This is a genomic window from Octadecabacter arcticus 238 (assembly GCF_000155735.2).
GTDB lineage: Bacteria > Pseudomonadota > Alphaproteobacteria > Rhodobacterales > Rhodobacteraceae > Octadecabacter > Octadecabacter arcticus.
Genome location: NC_020908.1, coordinates 4,788,707 through 4,809,321, shown reverse-complemented (window position 1 = coordinate 4,809,321; position 20,615 = coordinate 4,788,707). Strand labels below are relative to the sequence as shown.

Here is a 20,615-nt window from a genome sequence, read left to right as displayed (position 1 = left end):
CCAACTATTAATCAATTAGATACAAGGGCTTCGAATCATGGTTAGCTTCCTAGTAAGCTGCGCAGGCTAGGCGGAGCAGGGTTAAGCTGTGAAAGGACCATCCATGAGCAATACAACCACAGGCTTACAAGAGCCGTCCTTCCGCGAAAGCGTGGACATCATGTTCAACCGCGCTGTCGCTTTGATGGATCTTCCGCCCGGCCTTGAGGAGAAAATCCGCGTTTGTAACGCGACCTATACGGTTCGGTTCGGCGTTCGGCTGCGGGGAAAAATCGAAACGTTCACGGGTTACCGCTCGGTGCATTCCGAACACATGGAACCGGTTAAGGGCGGCATTCGCTTCTCGCTCGGCGTGAACCAAAACGAGGTTGAGGCGCTGGCCGCGCTGATGACTTATAAATGCGCGCTCGTTGAAACGCCGTTTGGCGGATCCAAAGGTGGGCTTTGTATTGATCCGCGGGCTTGGGACGTTGATGAAATGGAACGCATCACCCGTCGTTTCGCCTACGAGCTGATCAAGCGCGACCTGATCAATCCGAGCCAAAACGTGCCCGCCCCTGACATGGGCACCGGCGAGCGTGAGATGGCGTGGATCGCGGACCAATACAAACGCATGAACACCACCGACATCAACGGGGCGGCCTGTGTCACCGGTAAACCTGCCCACGCTGGCGGTATCCAAGGCCGCGTTGAGGCGACGGGACGCGGCGTTCAATATGCCTTGCAGGAATTCTTTCGCCATCCAGAAGACATCAAAATCGCAGGGCTGTCCGGCAAGCTGGATGGTAAACGTGTTGTCGTGCAGGGTCTTGGTAACGTGGGCTATCACGCGGCATCGTTCCTCAGCGCTGAAGACGGCTGCATTATTACGGGTATTATCGAACATGACGGTGCGCTCAGCGATGAAAACGGTCTGGACGTTGAAGCCGTACACGCGTGGATCGCCAAGCACGGTGGCGTCAAAGGCTACCCAACGGGCACCTACGTCGAAAACGGCGCGTCTATCCTCGAGCAAGATTGCGACATCTTGATTCCGGCGGCCTTGGAAGGGGTCATCAACCTCGGCAATGCCGCCAAAATCAAAGCGCCGCTTATTATCGAAGCTGCGAACGGTCCGGTTACTGCCGGTGCCGACGAGGTTCTGCGCGATAAGGGGACCGTGATCATCCCCGACATGTTTGCCAATGCCGGCGGTGTGACTGTGTCCTATTTTGAATGGGTCAAAAACCTTAGCCATATCCGCTTTGGTCGCATGCAACGCCGCCAAGAAGAATCGCGCCATGAATTGATCGTAGATGAACTTCAGAGATTGTCAGAACATCTGGGCGACCAATGGTCTATGACGCCGAACTTCAAAACCAAGTATCTACGCGGCGCGGGGGAACTGGAACTGGTTCGCTCTGGTCTAGATGATACGATGCGCACAGCATATCAGGCGATGCGCGAAATGTGGCACAGCCGTGATGACGTACACGATCTTCGTACCGCAGCCTATTTGGTGTCAATCGGGCGTGTAGCGTCGAGTTACCAAGCCAAGGGACTTTAATAGCCGTGTTGCATGGATATGGCGAAGTCCGAGATTGCCCTTACCCATAATTCAGGTCATGCAACAGCCTCGTACTTGGCACGGCCGAGCCCGTTCATTTTGTTGAGAATGTTTGTCCCAATCCTGGCTTCAGTTTTTTGGTTTGGAAAGTTCCGAGTTTTAAGTTTGGGGCCTATGACCATCTTCCAGCGGCTCATTGGTGCTTCGCCTCGGCTCAGGTGATTGTAGCCGCTGCTAACTTGCCATGCCAGGCGTCCCTTGTCTCGAATCTCCGCGATGTGTTTATCTCGGCGCGTTGGATTATGGGCAGCACCGAGGCTGAGTACGGCCGTGATCGGAGGCGGGATTGCTGGGAGTTGCGATCGCGGTGCCGGATTTTTCCACCCTTTCGCTCAGGGGCGAGGGTCTGACTTTGCACGCGACGCGCAAGACGGTCCAATCTGATCCCGAGCCTTGCTGAACTTCGCATCATGCATATCTCTTAATAGTAAGACTTGAAACCAGGAGGATATCAGATGGCAGGCAACTTGAACGCTTTGAAAGAAAAGCATGCATCACCCGCGAGCAAAAGCGCCCCGGCAGCGATGATCTCGAAATCAAAGATATGAAGAAGCGTAAGCTGGTCATCAAAGAGGATATCCTCCTACTTGAGGACCGCGGCGCACCCGCTTGATGTCATCGGGACGCGGGCAAGACCCACGCCCTTCGTTATTTAAGGCTTTGGGGTGCTCTCCATCAAGTCGTACACGAACAAGACGTTAGACAAAGAAATGCCGGGCACAAAGGCCCGGCGAAGTCCAACAGGGAGATATAAAGCGACAAAACCGCTTTATGCTGTATACTTATGAGGCAGAGTTGAAGTGAACAAGCACTAACGGCTATCTTGGACGCATCCCCGCCATGCGTTTGGCACATAGGTCACGGCCCTGAGCGATGTGATGAGATGCATTTAAGCGATCGCGGCGGCGCCATCACGAATACGGCGGCGATGGGTAATAATCTCATCCTGAACAAAATCGCGGAACGCCATGATCCGTTTGGATTGCCGCAGTTCTTCGGGGTAGGCAAGGTAAACAGGGACTGCACCGCTTTCAACCTCAGGCAGAACGCGCACCAGTGTGGGAAAGTCTTCGGTCAGATAATCGGGCAAAACGCCAATACCGAGGTCGGACAGTACCGCCTGAAGCACACCAAAGTAATTGTTCACATGCAAAAGACTCGGTTTGTCATAGCTGAGCAGATGCCCAACCAGCGTCGCCCCCGCCGCCACCTGAAACGCGCTGGGGCTTTGACAAATGAGCCGATGACGGCCGATGTCCTCGATTTCATCGAAACCACCCACTTTGTCGAGGTATGCCTGCGACGCATAAAGCCGCATGCGCACTGTCATCAGCTTTTTGCGAACCAGATCGGCCTGTGAGGGTTCTTTCATGCGAATTGCCACGTCGGCTTCGCGCATTGGCAGGTCGAGCACGCGTTCTTCCAGCATCAGGTCGATGTTCAGGTCCGGATATTTTTCATAGAGTGCAGGCAGACGCGGCGCGAGCCAGAGGGTGCCAAAGCCTGTGGTGGTGGTGACCTTCAGTTCGCCAAAGACTTCTTCGGCGGAATCTTTAATTCGTGCACTGGCGGCATCTAGGCGGCGCGACATGGATTTGGTTGCATCAAACAGCAGTTCGCCCTGTTCGGTCAGGATCAAACCACGGGCGTGCCGGTGAAACAGGATCGTCGACAGTGCTTCTTCGAGCGCGCGAATTTGGCGTGACACTGCAGATTGCGACAAGTGTAGCTTGTCACCCGCAGCGGTCAGCGACCCTGCGTCAGCGACCGCGTGAAAGATTCGTAACTTGTCCCAGTCAATCGGATATCCTTGCTGCATCTGTTACCGCTCACATGTTGGTATTTGTTACGAGAGTACCCCAAACCGCGTAGGAAATAACAGAACGTGGGAAATGGTGGCCTTTGAGGCGCAGTTGGGACCTCTGGCTGATCATCGGTATGCGCTACGACCAACCAGCATTATGGTCAACAACTTGACAATGCCCCTGTAACTAACCGGAGTGGTGGCCGCTTTGTTGGGACGATCGCGCTGCGCGACCGCGCCGTGGCAAAATCTTGGCCCTTGTGGGCGGCAGAGTATATCTGATGCAGCAGTTCAGCTATTGCGTCTTCGAAGTCGATCGTCGGCATGGCAACCTCTACTAATATAGGTGGTGACTTTTGATCGACACTATCGGTGAAGATGATGACATTGGTGCGACACGGCCCTGCAACGGATTGCTGTCTGGCAATCTGTTCCGCTTTCGCAATTCTTGCAAATTTTCAGTTATTGCGTAGGGTGTAACGGCTGCGTAACAGTATTGTGGCAACTGATTAGGCTGAGACATGAAAAACTCCATGAAGTTTTTCGCTGAAACTGATGAGGCCGGCGATGTGTTGTGGTTATTGCGACTGCGAGCGGGTGAGCGCATGGCGCGCCCGGTCCAAGACCTTGGGTTCGTCAGCATAAAGGTACCAAATCCACCACAGAATTTCTTGCATTGATTTGATCCTCCTGTTTTGGTTGGTATTTTAAGCCACCTTTTTCAGGGGCAGTATTCCGAGTGTGTCTCGGAGTTTTTCTTCTGAGAAATCATATTCACCCAGCATGTTGATATGGGCCCATGACATGGGAGAGCGGGCTGCGATTAGGCGGATCAGGTTTTGTTTGGTCTCTGTGTCTGGCGCTTTTTCGACTTGGTGGGCCAGATACAGATAGTTCCAGCAGATGATGCTGCTTTTGATCAGGCGATTGCAGGCTTCCGCGATCTCCTGTTCTTCCTTTTCTGCTTGGGAAAACTCACGTGGATTGCCAACGGCCACGGCGCGGGTAAAGCGGTTAACCAATTCGACCTTGTTAAGCTGTTTTTCGATGGCTTGGCGCAGGGCGAGGTCGTCGATGTAGCGCAGGATGAATAGAGATTTGATAATCTGGCCGAAAGCTTTCAGCGTTTGGTACAGCGCATGTTGCCGTGAATAGGAATTGAGGCGACGGAAAATATCGGATGCGGTATTTTCCTTAAGCTTGATGGTAACGACCAGGCGCAACAGGTCGTCCCAATTTTCCCGGATCACACTTTCATTGATTGTTTTGTCAGGCCGTACGGCCCAGCCTTCGTCTGCCTGGTTTTTCGGTTTGAAAATATAGAGGGTCTGTTTGCTGATGCCCTTGATGCGTAGGGCAAAAGAACATCCCAGCAGATGGGTCAGGCCAAAAACAGCTTCGGTGTAACCGTGTGTGTCAGTCGAGTGGATATCGCTTTTGACGACGTCGTTGTGCATCAGCCCGTCGATGACATAGGCGCTTTCGCGGTCAGCGGCGCTGATCATAAGTGAATGCCACAGAAAATTACGCTCATCGACAAAGGTATAGGCGCTGACACCCTGACCCTGTCCAAAGTATTTGAACGAGCGGCCAGCGTGCAAACTTTCTCCCCGCACCTCAAACTTTTAGCCATCACTGGCGGTATGCAACTGGTCTTGCGTTTGACGGTAAAGATTTGGGAGTTCGATCTTTCCCATCGCTTTGACTACGGCATCATTGGCGGCCCGAATGTTGTCCAGAGAGAAGCGCCAGTTGACGGTGTGATCCAATTCGCTTTCGGTGACGCGTGATGAAATCCGCGCCATCTTGCGTACGCCGATCCCGCAGCCCAACCCCATGATCCCGGCCAGCAAGGCCGGATGGGACGCAGTTTGGCGGACATGGGTCTACTGCCAATGATCAAACGCAGCTAGCATGCGGCAATGATTATTGACGGTTTCCAAAACCTGAGCGAGCGGTACGTCGTGTCGCTGGGGAAACAAATCTCCCAACGGATCGGCCTCACTTGCATCGAGCGCTGGCGTAGCAATATGGAACGTTCTGTCTTTGCGAAGCTTCAGGTGCGGGTTGGTAGCCGCGTGGTTGTTGGTTGCCTGATATTGGGCGGATAGCGTGGAATTCAGCTTGGCGAGGACGGGCTCGGGTTCAGCAAATTCTGAAAGACCCGCCCGCTCCAGGAGAAGGACTTTATCTTTGTTCCAACGTTCCTTCTCGATCAGATAGGCGTCCATGGGCCGGTATTTGTAGGACTGGTCTACGTTCAGATCACCGGATTTGATGACCGTTGTGACGGCCTGAAATAGAAAAACCTTGTATAGTGACACCCGGAACGTCCCATCGGCTCGGATAAGATCCGCTTTTTGATCAGAATCGAGAAAGCCCAGCGGTGCGTGGGTAGCGAATAAATCCCCATCTGCCTTGAAATGATCAATCGCTTCTAGAAGCGCAGAAACACGCTTGCCCTGCATGAAGTTCAGTGCCCGCAGCACAGGACTGAGGCGATTTTGAAGCTTCACGGAACGCGCTTCCAGAACGCCATACCAGCTGCCATTTTTGGCTGTCTTTGTCAGCTCATCCTTGAGTTGGTCAAAATCCGTGGTTTTGCTCTGATCCAGGAGTTTCCCAATGGCCGCGACTTTCTCTGTGTCCGACAGATTGGCCGCTTCCATGACACCACGGATGCCGCGCATGACGCCGAAGACAGAGACCTCTAAACCATCGACAACAATCTCGATCTGGCGTTGTTGCTCTTTGCGTCCTTGCATCAGCGTTTCTTGATATTCCCTAGCCGCCGTAGATTTGAAGCTCGCCATGACGCTGAGCCAGAGGTCGATCATATTGTCTTGGCTGCGGTAAAACTGATGGGTCACAAAGGCGGTGGCATGAATATAACGGTCAGCTTGACGCCGTTGTTGAAGCTGGAACATGCGAGATTTCAAAACACTGCCTGCAAAATACCGAATGCCCGCGACACCAAGATCAAGCTTTGCCAGAATACTGGCCAACTGATGATGAAGGTCTGACAATATCTCAAAGTCCGCAACCGCTTCCTTGATCTTGGTCGGTCTGGTTGATTGTGACAGCTTTTTGAGAAGGGTCAGCCGGTAGCGGTTTTTATCTTCGGGTGCGGCAAACAAATCATCTAGCAGATGACGGCTGTTATCGCTGAGTTGATCATCCATCAGCCCGATCAATTCAACCTTACGGTCATGCAGACCAGCGCGAATTCTGTCTGTCAGGCTGCGGGATCTTGGAACTGCAATCCGGTGCTGAACAAGAAAATCCATGCAACGATCAAAGATCAGCCGAGGCTTCAGATGCATGCGCGCCATCGTCGCTATCTCATTGGCCAAGGAGCTCTTGGCACTCTCATCATAGGGCGCAAAGCCGTAGAATTCGAGGACGTGGCGTTGATGCCGTAGCCGGGTCGTTTCTGTGTAATGTGTTGCTTGAAAGGCTTCTTCTGCCAGATTGAGCTGGCGTGCTGCAAAAGAGATGTCGCGCTCATGAAAATCCTGTGGCTGGTAAAATCGCTTGGTTGCCTTGAAATATCCGCACATCAGCAAAAACCCGATCTGACTGTTGGGCGTACGCAAGCCAGCGGCGATATCCATCAAACCCTTTGGCAGGTCAAGAAATCGTTTCCGTTCGTTGTGATCAAACAGCGGTGGCTTATCGAACGCCTCTTGTTCGCTTGCAGTCAAGATACGCATTCTGGCCATGGGCACTCCGATAAATTATGTGTTCTGAAAACCGTCGTTTAACGAACAGGTGCGGCCAATGTCCGACAGGGTCTCATTACCCAAGAATATCAGGCCGTTTACCTTGTTCGGAATCACAGGTTCGTTTATGATGCTGGAAACAGGATTTGTGAACAAAAAACATGCTTATCGGTTACGCCCGCGTCTCCACCATGGATCAGAACCCCGCACTTCAGATGGATGCGCTACGCAATATCGGCTGCGAGAGGATCTTCGTCGAGAAAGCATCCGGTTCCCATCGCGACCGCCCCCAGCTCAAAGCGGCCCTTGATTATCTACGCGAGGGGGACACGCTCGCCGTCTGGAAACTCTCCCGACTGGCGCGGTCTCTCACGCAAGTGATCAAAACAGCCTCTGACATCGCTGAGCGCGGCATCGCCCTTAAAGTCCTGACCCAGAACATCGACACCAGCACTTCAGAGGGGAGGTTATTTTTCCACATGACAGCAGCCTTCGACGAGTTTCAACGTGAGTTGATTGTTGAAAACACCCGCGCCGGTCTCAAAGCCGCCGCAAAACGCGGACGCCGAGGTGGCAGGCCAAAAGCTATGAACGAGCAAAACATCAAACACGCTGAAGCCATGCTTAAGGATATCGAAAACTACCCATTCATCGGCGATGTCATTGACCAGCTCAAAATTGGCCGGACTGCATTCTACAAATATTTCCCCACAGATCGCATCAAGCAGCTGCGATATGACCACTCAGACGCGCCTCACACATAGCTAAATCCTATGGTGGGTTTGGTACCTTTATGCAGATGAACCCGACGCTGATCACGTGCAGGCTGACTGGCTGGGAACCCGTAGAACCAGCCCCGGGATATCTCTAGAAGACGGCATAATATTGAAACCGCGTATTGAGCTTTATGGGCGGTGACGAAAGCACGCTTGTTCGTCATGGTTTCACCAGCCGCGCCGCGAAAAAAGCGGATGCTTTGTGCAAAATCTCCACTTCCTCAGCAAGCCGCTTGTTGTCTTTGCGAAGGCGGAGCAATTCAGCCGCATCCGCCTGCTGACGCCGTTTGGCTTCAACTGAGCCAAACGCCTCAATTTCCAAGCGCCACGTCTTCAGCTGCGTCCCAGTGATCCCAAGCTCCTTGGCAACGCTGCCTTGCGTCGCACCAGGCTCATATAACCGCTCAACTGCAGCTGCCTTATAATCGTCTGTATAATTGCGTCGATGTTGTCCCATTTGGTGCCCCTTTCACGGACTGGGGTAAAGGGTTCTGTCGCAAACTTTTGCGATCTTTCATTTGTTGGCTGAAGTTGACCATGCAACCTTGAACCGTTGGGTGGTTAAGTTTGGGCCGCTGATGGCGGTACAAGCGCAGTCCCGCAAGAAGCCAACCGCCAAATCTTGGCGCATGGACGAAACCTACATCAAGGTTAAAGGCAAATGGACCTACTATTACTGGGCGGTCGACAACACAGGAAAAACCCTTGATTTCATGCTGTCTGAGCGTCGCGACAAGGCTGCGGCCCGTCGGTTTTTCAAGCGCGCGATTGGCACGAATGGCGTGCCTGACCGTGTCGTCATCGACAAGAGCGGCGCCAATCTGGCGGGTCTGCAAAGCATCAATGTGATCCTGAAGTTCACGGGCTCAGGCAACACCATCAAGATCCTGCAGGTCAAATACCTCAACAACATCATTGAACAGGACCATCGCTTCGTAAAGCGGATCAGGGCCCCGATGCTTGGCTTCAAGGCCTTCCATTCTGCCGAGGCGACCTTGGCTGGGATCGAGACCGCGCACATGATCCGAAAGGGGCAGATCCATGCCAACGGCCTCACCGCGTTTCAGCAGTTTGCGGAGCTTGCAGCATAATTATGTCCAGGCTATGCTCACACTCAAACTCCAACAAAATTTGCGACAGAACCGCTCAGCTTGCAATGGATTGGCAGGTGCCTTTTGTGGGCCACGGCGCATTGACTGCAATGCACCCAATGTGCCGGCCGCCCGCGCACGGCGCCAATCGGTCAGTGCAGAGGAATAAAGCCCCTCCCGCCGTAGAATGGCGGAAACCCCGCCAGTGTCTGCCACTTGGTCCGTCTCATCCAGAATGCGCAGTTTGTATTTGGCTGTGAAGTTGCGTCGCTTCGGGATGCTCGTCAGTTCCGCTGTGGGAGCCAACGGCGCATTAACAACGCGGGGAGGCGACGTCGGGGCCAAAACGGCTCCAGATCCAGCATCTGGCGAAAGTGGTGATTGTGAAGGCATAACCATGGGTTCGTTCTCCTACGCCCTCAAGTGTAAACTTTAGCCAGTCAATTGTCTCACGCTTATTGGCACGGAGGGGTGACCGCGGCGAACGTGCTGGGACTGAGCCGACGACACGTGCATCGATTGCTGAAGGATTTCCAGACCGATGGTCCCGCTGCGATCCGCCACAAAGCGCGCGGCCGAAGATCGAACAACCGGATCGACCCTGCGGTGAGTGAGTTTGCGGTGACACTGGTCCGCGAGAACTACATCGACTTTGGCCCGACGTTTGCGGCTGAGAAGCTGGCAGAAGATCATGGCCTGAAGGTTTCGCGTGAGACGCTGCGCAAGTGGATGCAGGACGCTGGGATCTGGTTGAGCCGCAAACAGCGCCGCACGTTCCATCAGCCTCGTTTGCGTCGGGAATGCTTCGGCGAACTGATCCAGATCGATGGATCTGATCACCATTGGTTTGAGGATCGTGGTCCGCGATGCACCCTGCTCGTCTTCATCGATGATGCGACCAGCACTTTGATGCAGCTGAGGTTTGTGACGTCTGAGAGCACGTTCAGTTACTTTGAGGCGCTCGATTTGTATCTGGCAGCACATGGCCGGCCGGTTGCGTTCTATTCTGACAAGCACACGGTGTTCCGCGTCGCCAACCAGTCCGCCAAATCCGGGCACGGGATGACGCAATTCGGTCGGGCTTTAAACGCGCTAAACGTCGAGATTCTCTGTGCAAACAGCTCTCAGGCCAAAGGCCGCGTCGAGCGCGCCAATCGCACATTACAGGACCGTTTGGTCAAAGAGCTCAGGCTTGCAGGCATCTCGGATATGGACGCCGCTAATGCGTTTCTGCCCAGCTTCACCGAGAGCTATAACGCCAAGTTCGCAAAGGTCCCGCGCCGTGCCGACAACTTGCATCGGCCGATGAACATCGAGCCCGATCGATTGCGAGATGTGTTCGCGCTCCAAGACGAACGGCTTGTTGGGGCTCAACTTGCGTTCTCCTATGAACGCCAACGACATCGTCAAGTTGCGGGATATCTCGAAAGCCGGTACGTGGGCGCATGACCAAACCCAAGCAATCTGGTGCCTTTTCAGGCCACCGTTTCCCACCTGGGCCTATCATCGATTTCCCATGAGTTTGCGTGATGCTGAGGATCTGTTAGCCGCACGCGGTGTTGTGGTCAGCTACGAGACCATCCGCGCTTGGGTTGCGAAATTCGGTTTACAATATGCCAAGGTGATCCGCCGAGATAGACCTAAAGTGTCGGACAAATGGCACCTGGACGAAGTCGTCCTTCCGATAAATGGTAAGAAGTATTGGCTGTGGCGCGCTGTCGACAGCAAAGGCGATGTGCTGGACATCCTCGTGCAGTCTCGGCGCAATAAACGGGCCGCCATTCGGTTCTTCCGCAAACTATTCAAGGCATTTGGTGAGCCACGGGTGATCGTCACCGATAAACTCCGAAGCTATGGCGCCGCCTTGAAGGAGCTTGCTCCGGGAATAGAGCATCGCAGCCATAAGGGTTTCAACAATCGATCCGAAGGGTCACACAGGCCGACCCGACGGCGAGAAAAGATCATGGGGAGGTTCAAATCGCCGAGACAAGCCCAGCGATTTCTTTCCGTTCATGATCAGGTCAAAACCGTCTTCCGCCCGCGCCGTCACACCCTTTCAGCAGCTGCCTATCGCCAGACGAGAGCCGATGCTCATTGGATTTGGGACGACATCACGCGCGAGCTTAAGGCTGCCTGAGATCTAGCGCCCCGGCTATCGTTGCGAAGATCGCCGACAACTTGACGATGCCGTTCCAAGACCGACCGATACTCAACTCAGCCCAGGGGCATCCACATCGGCGCTTATGTAACAGCGCCGTATTCGGCTTAAACGATGTTGACGAGGCGTCATGAAATCCGTTGTGCCAGTCTTACATAATACGCCATGGCAACGGGTGCGCCCTCTCGACCAAGTAGATTTCTATCCTTCGGTTCAGTTGCGCAAATTAATTACTCCCTGCAGAATTCTATCTGCGGTCATAGCAATAAGGGCCATGCCAAACCCCGCGACAATGCCGGCACCAGCGTCCGCTTGGCTCAAGGCTACATAGATCGCTTGCCCCAGTCCCGTTGTGCCTACCAACGCCGCAATCACCAACATTCCTAAGACGTATAGGATCGTTTGGTTGATGCCGATCAGGATTTGCGGAAGGGATATCGGCAGACGGACGTCCCAAAACAATTGCCAAGCCGAGCATCCACACGCTTTCCCTGCGTCAACCAAAGTGCTTGGAACTGCCCGCAGCCCCTGTTCAGTGTAGCGGATCATCGGCACGATTGCATAGGCGATGATGGCCAGAAGCGCCGTGAAATCACCGACTTGAAACAGCATCAAAGCCGGAATCAACAGCACGAATTGCGGCAGAGTTTGCAAGATGTCGTTGATGGGCCGAATGATGCGCGAAACAGTGTCCGACGTCGCTGCCCAAATTCCGATTAACCCGCCCAGCAAAATACAGAGAAACACGGCAACAGTGCAGAGATAGACCGAGATCATCGATATTTCCCAGAGGCCAGTGATCAGCAAGAACCCGATAGCACCAGCGGGAAGCAGCGCGAGCCTAGGGCCACCAACCTGATAGGCCAGCAACGTCGTCAGCAAAAAGACGGTCACCCAAGGCAAGCCGGTGGCACCAAAGAATAAAAAACCAGCCGAAACCAGAATCGCTACGCCACTTTTCCACATGCCTTTCCCGAAAGCCAGAACACTACCCAAACAGATGACGATCCAGTAGGCTGTCTTCATGCCCGTGGTAAAGGTGATGCCCCAAGTAAAAGGCACGATCGCCCGCTCGAACCCGAGCTTTACCGGCAGTAAAAGGAAATACTGCATCGTGTTCTTCACCGTCACCATGATACCGCCATAAGCCTGCACAAAGCGGTCGGTTGCGTCGTTGATCGCCTGTGCCGGCGAATGGACCAATCCCGCGGGCCAATTGTTAAGAACGGGTATCGCCTGCGCCGCAAGCAAGGGGAGGATTATCGCGCTGATCATCACGAGAATAAATCTGCCGAAAGGTAGTCCGACGTGGCTGGCATTGGGAAGCTGTCGTGCGGCATAGGCCGCCGTGACCCGGTCAAGCAAGATTGCCATCACCACAATGACAGCCCCCGAAAGCAGGCTTTGTCCGAACTGCGCTTTGCGCATTGCCGAAAGAACCTCCCATCCAATATCCTCGAATCCGCCAATGATTGCGGCAATGATCACCATGGAAAGCGTTGCCATCGTCGTCTGGTTTACGCCGATCAGCATCTGCGGCAGGGCCGAGGGAAATTCGGCCCATCTGAACTGCTGAAAGCGCGAGCAACCAGACATGAGCGCGCTTTCTGATATCGCAGGCGGGATTTGTTCAAAGCCTAGCATAGTATTGCGTACCATCGGCGGCACAGCAAAGACCACGCTTGCGATCAGACCCACAACCGGTCCAAACCCGAACAGCAACAGGATGGGAATGAGATAGGCGAAAGCCGGAATCGTTTGCATAAGATCAAGCATCGGCAGGATGAACTGGCACGCGCGCTTTGACCGAAAACCCGTGTAGCCGATACCGAATCCTATCATAACTGCAAGCGGTAGGGCGACGAGCACAAGCGAAAGCGTGTTCATCGCGGGCACCCAATAGCCGGAGGCCAGAATATAGAGCGATAATGCAGCAGTGGTCACCGCCAGCCGGCGGCCGCCGCCTTGCCAGGCTATTAGCGTAAAAAAGCTGATGGATACCAGCCAAGGTGCCCCAATCAACAGGGTTTGAACGGAGGAGAACAACACGTTCAGCCCACTGCTTACGACGCGCATCGCGTCTCTTAGGTGCAGCACGATTGCGTCCATGCCGATATTGATAACATCGGCAATCGGCAGGGTCCAAGCGTCGGGGTAAGCTATGATCTGCGGAAACGCTGCCCTTTGCGTGATCAAAAATGCGCTGAGGCCTAGGATGAGGAGCCAAGGCCAAGCTTTGGCGCAAGACGAGAAGAAACTTTGGGACACACGGGTCATGGAGTGGGTAATACCTCGTCGTGGTAAAGGGACCGGATGATATTCAGCGGGTGCAATGAGCCCAGAATATTGCCGTCCTTATCGATGACATCGACCGTTTCGGTGGTCTCGTCAAAAAGCTTGATCGCGTCAGTCAGAATAACATCGCTGGCCACTGTTGGGTGGACCTCATCGTCCTTCCATGCAGGGCTCATCAAGTCGCCAGTATAGAGCACGTTGGCGAGCGGCACGTCCCCGATGAATTCGCGCACATAATCATTGGCCGGGTGCAACACGATCTCGGCGGGCGTTCCTATCTGGACAATTTCGCCGTCCTTCATGATGCAGATGTTATCGGCAAGCTTGAGCGCTTCGAGAAAGTCATGGGTGACAAAGACAATCGTCTTGAGCAGTTGTTTTTGCAGGCGTAGGAACTCATCCTGCATCTGCGCGCGGATCAGCGGATCGAGCGCCGAAAACGGCTCGTCCAGAAACCACAGCTCCGGCTCAGCAGCTAAAGATCTCGCGATCCCGACCCTTTGCTGCTGCCCCCCCGAAAGCTGATGAGGATAGGACTTTTCTTTGCCCGCCAAACCAACCAGCTCGGTCATCTTACGGGCATGGGCCGTGCGCCTTTCTCGGGGCTGGCCTTGTGCTTTGAGAGGGAAAGCTACGTTTTGCACAACATCAAGATGTGGCATCAGGCCGAAGTTCTGGAACACCATCCCCATTTTGCGGCGGCGGATCTCAGTCAATTCTTTTTTTGACGCTTTCATTAGATCAATATCGTCAAGGAAGATTTCCCCGCTTGTCGGCTCGTCGAGCCGCGCAATCGCGCGCATTACCGTGGATTTGCCGGAACCGGACAACCCCATGATAACGAAAGTCTCGCCTTCATAGACGTCGAAACTGACATCTGCAGCGGCGACAAAATGTTCTTTGTCTCGTAGAAATTTCAGGCGTTCGCTATGCGTCATAGCTTGAAATTCACCTGAGACCATCCGCCTTGGGTTTGGACCGTAAATTTTCCAGAGGTTCCGCACCGAAAGCTTTGGCGTCGTTGGTACTGTCATATTGAGCTCCTGTAGTGGACGCGGGCCATTTGCGGCCCGCGTCCTGAGGTCGTATTATTGAGTTGCCGTTTCGACCCAAGGTGTCCAGGTGTCCTTGTTCTCATCGATCCAAGCGGCAACGACATCCTCAATCGCTTCGCCGTCCTGATCAATCGCTTTCATCATCGCTTCCTGTTGCGCCGTATCAATCTGCAGTGCCGAGAGTATCTCCCATGCCGCAGGCCATTTCTCTTCGAAGCCGGACCATGCGACCTTCATGGTCACCGGTGCCTCGACGCCGCAGTCGCCTGTCGCATTAGGGTTCGGTCCCCAAGTGGGATCTGTATCACAGGCCGGATCATAGGCGGGCAGATCTACCCATCCCGCGTCGACTTCTGAAAATATCCAATGCGGTGCCCAAAACATCATCACCAGTGGCGTTTTTTGTGCAATTGAAGAGCGCAGCTCTGCAACCAATGCTCCCTCAGAACCCGCAGGCACAGCCTTATATTCAAGCGCCAAGCTTTCAATGATATCTGCCGAGCGGGTGCCCCAATCGGCTGGATATCCCAGAATACGGCCCTTCGGGAAAGTTTCCGCCGTTATCATTTCAGCCTGACAGGCGACCAAGGCCTCCCAACTGGGTAGGCCCGGGCAGGTTTCTTCCATGTGTTTGGGGTACATCCAGCCTTCGCGCGTGGTCAGACCCAGCGGGCCGATGTCAACGATCTGGCCTGCTTCTTTCATCTGGGGATAGATATCACCGACATTATTCATCCAGACTTCCAGCGTCGCGTGAATATCACCATCTGCAAGCGCTGTGTGCTGTGGATAGTTGCCGGCGGTAATATACTCGACGTCATATCCTGCGGCGCGCAGCAGCTCGCCTCCGATATGTGTCGAGATATGCTGGCCGGTCCATTCATTGATGGCTAGCTTGATCGGCTCGTCCGTCGCGCCGAGTTCAACAGCTGTCGCAGCACCCGCCATCGCAATGACGGCCGTTCCAAGGCTCAAAGCCGTTTTGATTTTTCTGATATATAACATGATATCCCCTGAATTGTTGATTATTTGGTCGTTTCTATTTCAGTGCCACATCGACGCTATAACGTTTACACGGATCTTTTGACGCCTTTCTGAGACAGATTTCCAAACTGTATAGACTGCTCGTCAGAGCAGCTCCAATAACCCAGATAGCCATCAACGGCGATGCTTTGCACTTAGCGGAGATTTTAGCGAACCGAGATGAACACGGTTGACGATCAGCGCCAAATAACGGCGCAATTGGTCAACTAGCCAGCTGAAGGATGGCAAAGCGAGGCTATTTAAAGCTGTGACAGACTGTGGCGTCGAGCGTCTGCTGACGATCGCGGCTCGGAGGAACGCCAAACCGGCTGCGATATGTACGTGACAGAACCTCCAGCGACGAAAAACCGCTCGCAAAGGCGATTTCTGTGAGAGAAATATTGGTCTGCTGAACAAGTTGGTGGGCTGTGGCAAGTCGCAACTCGCGATATGTCGCCTCCATTCCCCGGCCCAGCCGAGCCCGAAAGAGCCGCTGCAAATGCCGCAACGACACGCCCACCATATCGGCAAGCTCCACGCAAGAGAGCGGATCTTCAATCCTTTGTTCCATAATTGTATGCGCGCGCGCCACCGGATCTTCATGATGTGGGCTGTTTCCATCGGGAGGCATACTGACCTTAACCGAAGGTTGCGGACGCGATCCGGGGCGGCGGGCGTCAAGCAGCAGATGTCTTCCGACCTCGGACGCCAGCGAGTCTCCGGCAGTTTGCGCGATCAACTCAAGCATCATGTCTGCCGTGGCCATCCCGCCTGCGGAAAGGGGCTGACCACCGGCAACATCAAACAAGGTTTCGGTGATCTTGAGATCGGGATGGCGTTCATTGCTGCCTTTGGCATTGTACCAATGGGCGGGGATGCTTTCACTGAGCAGTAATCCTGCATCCATCAAAATTTCGCTGCCTGTCTCGATTCCGCCAAGTCGGACGCCATTACGAGCGGCCTTGCGCAACCAGTCTACGATCCGCGCATTCATCTCGGAATTGCGTGCTTCAAAACTGGCCACAACAAACACGGTGTCAAAAGTCTCCCGCGTCTTTCCTGAGAGCGGCGCATCGACTGCGAACAGATTTCCGCTGCTAGAGGAAACGGCAAACCCGTCGGCAGAAAGTGTTGTCCATCCAAACAGTGTTTTTCCTGCCAGCCAGTTGGCAATAAAGAGCGGCTCTGTGACCAGAGAAACAGCAAGGTTGGAGAACCCAGGTACGAGCAGTACCCCGTAACGATGCAGAGGGGGCTGATCTATCATGCCGATTCCTTAGTTTGATCTATTGCGCCAAGTTTTGGTACTTATAGTCAAAATCCTCAATGCAATCTAGATGTTGGAGCTAATCTTTTTGAGGATGTCTAAAAAACAAGTATAAAACTACCAATCAGTACATCCTCGAATTTTTCGGTTTGGCGTTTTTGGTCAAACGGTGTGCCGCACCGGGACCTACAGTCAATGGAAATCAACATGTGATGATGTAGCTAAGGGGAACCAACATGGGCAAGAATTACAGTCCTAAGAGCCATAAAGACCTGACGTGGGACTATAGCGATCCGGTGAACGGGCAAACCATTCCTGCCCCGTTTTTCTATGATGCGGACATCTTTGAACAGGAAAAAGAGCGCATCTTTATGGAGTGCTGGCATCTTGTTGGCCACGTAAATGAATTCAAGGAACCGGGCAGCTTTATCGTTCAGGATATTTTTGAACAAAGCGTCGTCGTCACGAACGAAAAAGACGGCAACATTCATGCGTGGCACAATGTTTGTCGCCACCGTGGTAACCGCCTGATGAATGAGCGGCGCGGCAAAGTCGGCGGCGTATTGCGCTGTCCTTACCATTCTTGGTGCTACAACCTTGACGGTGGCCTGCGCGCCGCACCGCGCACAGAGCATCTGGATAACTTCAGCAAGGAAGATTACAGCCTGCGTAAAGTACGGATGGAGATTTTTGCAGGCTGGGTGTTCATCACGCTCGATGAAGATGCGCAACCCGTGGCCGAAATGGCGGCTGGTGCAGAAGAGATCATGCGCAAATATATGCCTGACATGGATGACGTTGAATTGGTCGAAGAGACTGACGTGATCGTCTACGCCAACTGGAAAGTCATTCAGGAAAATGCCGTCGAAGGCTATCACTTTGATCTCAGCGGGCCAGTTCACAAGGACCTCGCCGCGTTGATCGATTTCAAAGGCTACACGCTGACGGCCTATGACAAGTACTGGACCTATATCGGCCCGCCCAACAAGGAAGTCACCCATGCCTACGGTTTGCCGTTGGAAGGTGCGACGTGGCAGACAGATTCGTTCTTCAACATCGGGCTTTGGCCGAACACGTCGTTCTATTCGTTCCCCTATACCGATATGGTTGGCGTCTTCATCATGATCCCGCTGACGCCAGAAAAATCTCTGCTACGCTTTAGCTATTACGCGCCAAAAGGCCGCGAAATGCCTGAAGTCACCAAGGCCGCGATCGAATGGATGAACAAAGATCTTGGTCCAGAAGATATCGTGCTGAATGAAACCAACCAGAAGGGTCTGCATTCAATCGGCTTCGGCTCGGGGCGCTACCTGATTGACGACAGCATACCCAACCAAAGCGAACACCTCGTGTTCAACTTCCACAAACTTTGCTACCAAGCGATCCGCGAATGAGCGATAAAATCTGGGACTACGTCATCGTCGGCGGCGGCTCTGCGGGCTGTGTGCTTGCCAGTCGCCTAAGCGAAGACGCGGACACCTCGGTCCTGCTTTTAGAAGCAGGGCCAGAGGATCGCTCAATCTGGCTCAAGATGCCTGCGGGGATGCCGCGGGTCGTTTGGGGCACGCAATACAGCTGGGCGTTTACGTCCGAGCCGGAACCGTATTTGAACGGACGCCAATTGGGCCATCCGCGCGGTAAAGTCCTTGGCGGGTCGTCCTCGATCAACGGGATGGTCTGGTTACGCGGTCATCCGCGCGACTATGATGGCTGGGCGCAACGCGGTGCTACAGGGTGGAGCTATGACGACGTTCTGCCCTACTTTCGCAAGGCTGAAACCGCGCCCGACACCAGCGACGACCTCCGCGGTGACGACGGCCCGATTTGCGTCACACGTCCCAAACTGGAGACATCATCCTTGGCCGCAGCGTTCGTGTCTGCTGGTGGCGAGGCCGGATATCCCTTGCTGTCTGATTTCAACGCATCAGAGCAAGAGGGCTTTGGCCCCGTCGAGCGTAGCACCTTTGGCGGTAAACGTTGGAGCACGTCACGGGCTTATCTGAACCCAGTCCGCGACCGCACAAATCTGACCGTGATCACAGGCGCTTTGGCGCAAGAAATCATCCTTGACGGCAAACAGGCGCGCGGCGTGCGCTATCTGAAAGCTGGCAATTCGGTTCATGCTATGGCCGCGCGTGAGGTCATCCTTTCCGCAGGCTCCATCGGTTCTCCTCATTTGCTGCAATTGTCGGGCATTGGCCCCGCTGCGGTTCTAGAAGCCGCAGGTATCAAACAGCGTCACGAGCTGTCTGGTGTTGGTGAAAACCTCAACGATCACCCCGATCTGGTAATCCAGCATGAATGTCTTGAACCCGTCAGCATTTTTCCCGTCACCCGTGCGCCAAGAAACATTCTTGCAGGGATTGAATGGATGCTGCGCGGCACTGGCCCTGCGGCGACAAACCACTTTGAAGCAGGCGGTTTTGTGCGCTCTCGCCCAGAGGTCGAACACCCCGACATTCAGTTCACCTTTATGCCCCTATCGGTCATTCCAGGCACAGTGGACATCCGCAATGAACACAGTTTTCAGGCGCATATCGATCTGATGCGGCCCCGCAGCCGTGGACATGTGCGCGTGCGCAGCGCGGATCCTGCCGAGGCACCAGCGATAACCTTTAACTATCTGGCCGATCCGACTGATCTTGCGGATCTGCGCGCGGGCTTCAAAATTTTGCGCGAGGTTCTGGCGCAACCAACTCTGTCCAAGTTCACGGGAAAAGAGATTTTCCCCGGGCCAGAGGTGCAGGAAGATGACGCGATTGACGCGTGGATCATCGAAACGCTTGAGACCTGCTATCACCCCGTCGGAACCTGCAAAATGGGCAATGCCGATGCGGCTGACGTGGTGGTCGATCCTGAATGCAAAGTGCGTGGAATTGACGGACTGCGCGTGATCGATGCCTCGATCATGCCCGAAATCGTCAGTGCAAACACAAACGCCACGGCAATTATGATCGCCGAGAAAGCAGCCGATATCATTCGTGGACGCAACAGCGCCGCGCAACCCCATGTCGTATGAAGGAAAGGCAAGTATTATGAACAAGATTGTGGCAGTGCCAAATTTCCCAGACGCTGAGACCGTGCAAGAGATGCGCTATGACCTCGCCGCATCGTTTCGCTATTTCGCAAGGCTTGGGATGCACGAGTCTGTGGCAAACCACTTTAGCGTTGCTGTCTCGCCCGATGGTCGGCAGTTTCTCATAAATCCGCGGGGGAAACATTTTTCTCGGATTTGCGCTTCGGATTTGCAACTGATCGATGCCGATGATCCTGAAACGATGCAGCGCGAAAATGCGCCCGATCCGACAGCATGGTTCATTCATAGCCGCATCCATCGGTTGTTGCCGCACGCGCGCTGCATCATGCACCTGCATCCGCGCTATGCGACGGCGCTTGCGGCGCTTGAAGACAGCTCTATGCCGCCGATTGATCAAAACACTATGCGGTTTTTTGGCCGCGTCGCCATTGATGACGGGTTCGAGGGCATGGGTCTGTCAGAAGATGAAGGTGACCGTCTTGCCGCGCAATTGGGTGACAAGTCTGTCCTAATGATGGGCAACCATGGCGTCTTGATCGCCGCGCCCTCGGTGGCGCAGGCGATGGACGACATGTACTACTACGAGCGGTCCTGCGAGACAGTGATGCTTGCTTTTGCGTCGGGTCGCCCCTTGCGCATTGTCTCTGATAGCATCGCGCAGGAAACGAGCCAGCAATGGGCAAATTATGGTCAGCTTTCGATTGACCACATGAACGAGGTCCGTGCGATCCTCGATGCTCGGGAACCCGACTATAAAACCTAAGCGCTAAAAGCCCGCGCA

General features: G+C 54.1%; 14 protein-coding genes and 5 pseudogenes. 9 read left to right on the top strand and 10 right to left on the bottom strand.

What is annotated here, in order from left to right; all coding sequences use genetic code 11:
• Positions 1 to 103 precede the first annotated feature (103 nt).
• Complete coding sequence (locus tag OA238_RS24855; protein WP_015497323.1) at positions 104 to 1,546, top strand: Glu/Leu/Phe/Val family dehydrogenase; 1,443 nt, start codon at positions 104 to 106, stop codon at positions 1,544 to 1,546.
• A gap of 56 nt (positions 1,547 to 1,602) precedes the next feature.
• Here the strand turns inward: OA238_RS24855 and OA238_RS34820 are convergent.
• Positions 1,603 to 1,893 (bottom strand): annotated as a pseudogene (locus OA238_RS34820) (IS5 family transposase); the annotation flags it as partial.
• 137 nt (positions 1,894 to 2,030) lie between these two features.
• Here OA238_RS34820 and OA238_RS34815 point away from each other — a divergent pair.
• Positions 2,031 to 2,219 (top strand): DUF465 domain-containing protein, encoded by a 189-nt coding sequence (locus OA238_RS34815; RefSeq protein ID WP_083906907.1) that lies wholly within the window; start codon positions 2,031 to 2,033, stop codon positions 2,217 to 2,219.
• Between the two features lie 276 nt (positions 2,220 to 2,495).
• Here OA238_RS34815 and OA238_RS24845 read toward each other — a convergent pair whose 3' ends face one another.
• The 3 genes and pseudogenes from OA238_RS24845 to OA238_RS29390 all read right to left on the bottom strand — a co-directional run bounded on the left by OA238_RS24845 (position 2,496) and on the right by OA238_RS29390 (position 7,123).
• Positions 2,496 to 3,425: a LysR family transcriptional regulator gene (locus tag OA238_RS24845; protein WP_015497322.1), complete on the bottom strand. Its 930-nt coding sequence runs from the start codon at positions 3,423 to 3,425 to the stop codon at positions 2,496 to 2,498.
• Between the two features lie 692 nt (positions 3,426 to 4,117).
• Positions 4,118 to 5,248, bottom strand: a pseudogene (locus OA238_RS29400) (Tn3 family transposase).
• Between the two features lie 48 nt (positions 5,249 to 5,296).
• Entirely contained in the window at positions 5,297 to 7,123 is a 1,827-nt protein-coding gene (locus OA238_RS29390) for a DUF4158 domain-containing protein (RefSeq protein ID WP_245581561.1), read from the bottom strand.
• A 170-nt stretch (positions 7,124 to 7,293) separates the two neighbouring features.
• Here OA238_RS29390 and OA238_RS24835 point away from each other — a divergent pair, with 170 nt between their 5' ends.
• Complete coding sequence (locus OA238_RS24835) at positions 7,294 to 7,896, top strand: recombinase family protein (RefSeq protein ID WP_015497321.1); 603 nt, start codon at positions 7,294 to 7,296, stop codon at positions 7,894 to 7,896.
• Positions 7,897 to 8,068: 172 nt separating this feature from the next.
• On the opposite strand, the gene OA238_RS24830 is transcribed toward OA238_RS24835, so the two are convergent.
• A complete protein-coding gene (locus OA238_RS24830) occupies positions 8,069 to 8,365 on the bottom strand; it encodes a transposase (protein WP_015494886.1) in 297 nt (98 codons plus the stop codon).
• A gap of 73 nt (positions 8,366 to 8,438) precedes the next feature.
• Between OA238_RS24830 and OA238_RS24825 the strand changes: the two are divergent.
• Positions 8,439 to 8,999 (top strand): annotated as a pseudogene (locus tag OA238_RS24825) (IS6 family transposase); the annotation flags it as partial.
• A 54-nt stretch (positions 9,000 to 9,053) separates the two neighbouring features.
• On the opposite strand, the pseudogene OA238_RS33135 reads toward OA238_RS24825, so the two are convergent.
• Positions 9,054 to 9,398, bottom strand: a pseudogene (locus OA238_RS33135) (transposase); the annotation flags it as partial.
• Between the two features lie 72 nt (positions 9,399 to 9,470).
• Here OA238_RS33135 and OA238_RS24815 point away from each other — a divergent pair.
• Positions 9,471 to 10,439: pseudogene (locus OA238_RS24815) on the top strand (ISNCY family transposase); the annotation flags it as partial.
• The gene (locus tag OA238_RS24810) at positions 10,387 to 11,136 is read left to right on the top strand and encodes an IS6 family transposase (protein ID WP_338042808.1); all 750 of its coding nucleotides are present in this window, start codon (positions 10,387 to 10,389) and stop codon (positions 11,134 to 11,136) included. The pseudogene OA238_RS24815 and the gene OA238_RS24810, both read left to right, overlap by 53 nt.
• A 234-nt stretch (positions 11,137 to 11,370) precedes the next feature.
• Here the strand turns inward: OA238_RS24810 and OA238_RS24805 are convergent, their stop codons facing one another.
• The 4 genes from OA238_RS24805 to OA238_RS24790 all read right to left on the bottom strand — a co-directional run bounded on the left by OA238_RS24805 (position 11,371) and on the right by OA238_RS24790 (position 16,797).
• Positions 11,371 to 13,353: an ABC transporter permease gene (locus OA238_RS24805; RefSeq protein WP_187293111.1), complete on the bottom strand. Its 1,983-nt coding sequence runs from the start codon at positions 13,351 to 13,353 to the stop codon at positions 11,371 to 11,373.
• A gap of 77 nt (positions 13,354 to 13,430) precedes the next feature.
• The gene (locus tag OA238_RS24800; protein WP_015497317.1) at positions 13,431 to 14,486 is read right to left on the bottom strand and encodes a quaternary amine ABC transporter ATP-binding protein; all 1,056 of its coding nucleotides are present in this window, start codon (positions 14,484 to 14,486) and stop codon (positions 13,431 to 13,433) included.
• 54 nt (positions 14,487 to 14,540) lie between these two features.
• Entirely contained in the window at positions 14,541 to 15,512 is a 972-nt protein-coding gene (locus tag OA238_RS24795) for an ABC transporter substrate-binding protein (protein ID WP_015497316.1), read from the bottom strand.
• Between the two features lie 274 nt (positions 15,513 to 15,786).
• Positions 15,787 to 16,797: a GlxA family transcriptional regulator gene (locus OA238_RS24790; protein ID WP_015497315.1), complete on the bottom strand. Its 1,011-nt coding sequence runs from the start codon at positions 16,795 to 16,797 to the stop codon at positions 15,787 to 15,789.
• Positions 16,798 to 17,033: 236 nt separating this feature from the next.
• Between OA238_RS24790 and OA238_RS24785 the strand changes: the two genes are divergently transcribed.
• The 3 genes from OA238_RS24785 to OA238_RS24775 are packed head-to-tail and all read left to right on the top strand — an operon-like array spanning position 17,034 to position 20,597.
• The gene (locus OA238_RS24785; RefSeq protein ID WP_015497314.1) at positions 17,034 to 18,191 is read left to right on the top strand and encodes an aromatic ring-hydroxylating oxygenase subunit alpha; all 1,158 of its coding nucleotides are present in this window, start codon (positions 17,034 to 17,036) and stop codon (positions 18,189 to 18,191) included.
• A complete protein-coding gene (locus tag OA238_RS24780; RefSeq protein ID WP_015497313.1) occupies positions 18,188 to 19,816 on the top strand; it encodes a choline dehydrogenase in 1,629 nt (542 codons plus the stop codon). The genes OA238_RS24785 and OA238_RS24780 overlap by 4 nt, the downstream gene beginning before the upstream one ends.
• Positions 19,817 to 19,832: 16 nt before the next feature.
• Positions 19,833 to 20,597 (top strand): class II aldolase/adducin family protein, encoded by a 765-nt coding sequence (locus OA238_RS24775; RefSeq protein WP_015497312.1) that lies wholly within the window; start codon positions 19,833 to 19,835, stop codon positions 20,595 to 20,597.
• The last annotated feature ends 18 nt before the right edge of the window (positions 20,598 to 20,615 follow it).

Excerpts from the sequence above, each read along its gene's own strand:
- OA238_RS24775 (WP_015497312.1), top strand. The coding sequence starts at position 19,833 with ATGAACAAGATTGTGGCAGTGCCAAATTTCCCAGACGCTGAGACCGTG.
- OA238_RS24830 (WP_015494886.1), bottom strand. The coding sequence starts at position 8,365 with ATGGGACAACATCGACGCAATTATACAGACGATTATAAGGCAGCTGCA.
- OA238_RS29390 (WP_245581561.1), bottom strand. The coding sequence starts at position 7,123 with ATGCGTATCTTGACTGCAAGCGAACAAGAGGCGTTCGATAAGCCACCG.
- OA238_RS24785 (WP_015497314.1), top strand. The coding sequence starts at position 17,034 with ATGGGCAAGAATTACAGTCCTAAGAGCCATAAAGACCTGACGTGGGAC.
- OA238_RS24780 (WP_015497313.1), top strand. The coding sequence starts at position 18,188 with ATGAGCGATAAAATCTGGGACTACGTCATCGTCGGCGGCGGCTCTGCG.
- OA238_RS24810 (WP_338042808.1), top strand. The coding sequence starts at position 10,387 with ATGAACGCCAACGACATCGTCAAGTTGCGGGATATCTCGAAAGCCGGT.
- OA238_RS24795 (WP_015497316.1), bottom strand. The coding sequence starts at position 15,512 with ATGTTATATATCAGAAAAATCAAAACGGCTTTGAGCCTTGGAACGGCC.
- OA238_RS24855 (WP_015497323.1), top strand. The coding sequence starts at position 104 with ATGAGCAATACAACCACAGGCTTACAAGAGCCGTCCTTCCGCGAAAGC.
- OA238_RS24835 (WP_015497321.1), top strand. The coding sequence starts at position 7,294 with ATGCTTATCGGTTACGCCCGCGTCTCCACCATGGATCAGAACCCCGCA.
- OA238_RS24845 (WP_015497322.1), bottom strand. The coding sequence starts at position 3,425 with ATGCAGCAAGGATATCCGATTGACTGGGACAAGTTACGAATCTTTCAC.
- OA238_RS24800 (WP_015497317.1), bottom strand. The coding sequence starts at position 14,486 with ATGACAGTACCAACGACGCCAAAGCTTTCGGTGCGGAACCTCTGGAAA.
- OA238_RS24790 (WP_015497315.1), bottom strand. The coding sequence starts at position 16,797 with ATGATAGATCAGCCCCCTCTGCATCGTTACGGGGTACTGCTCGTACCT.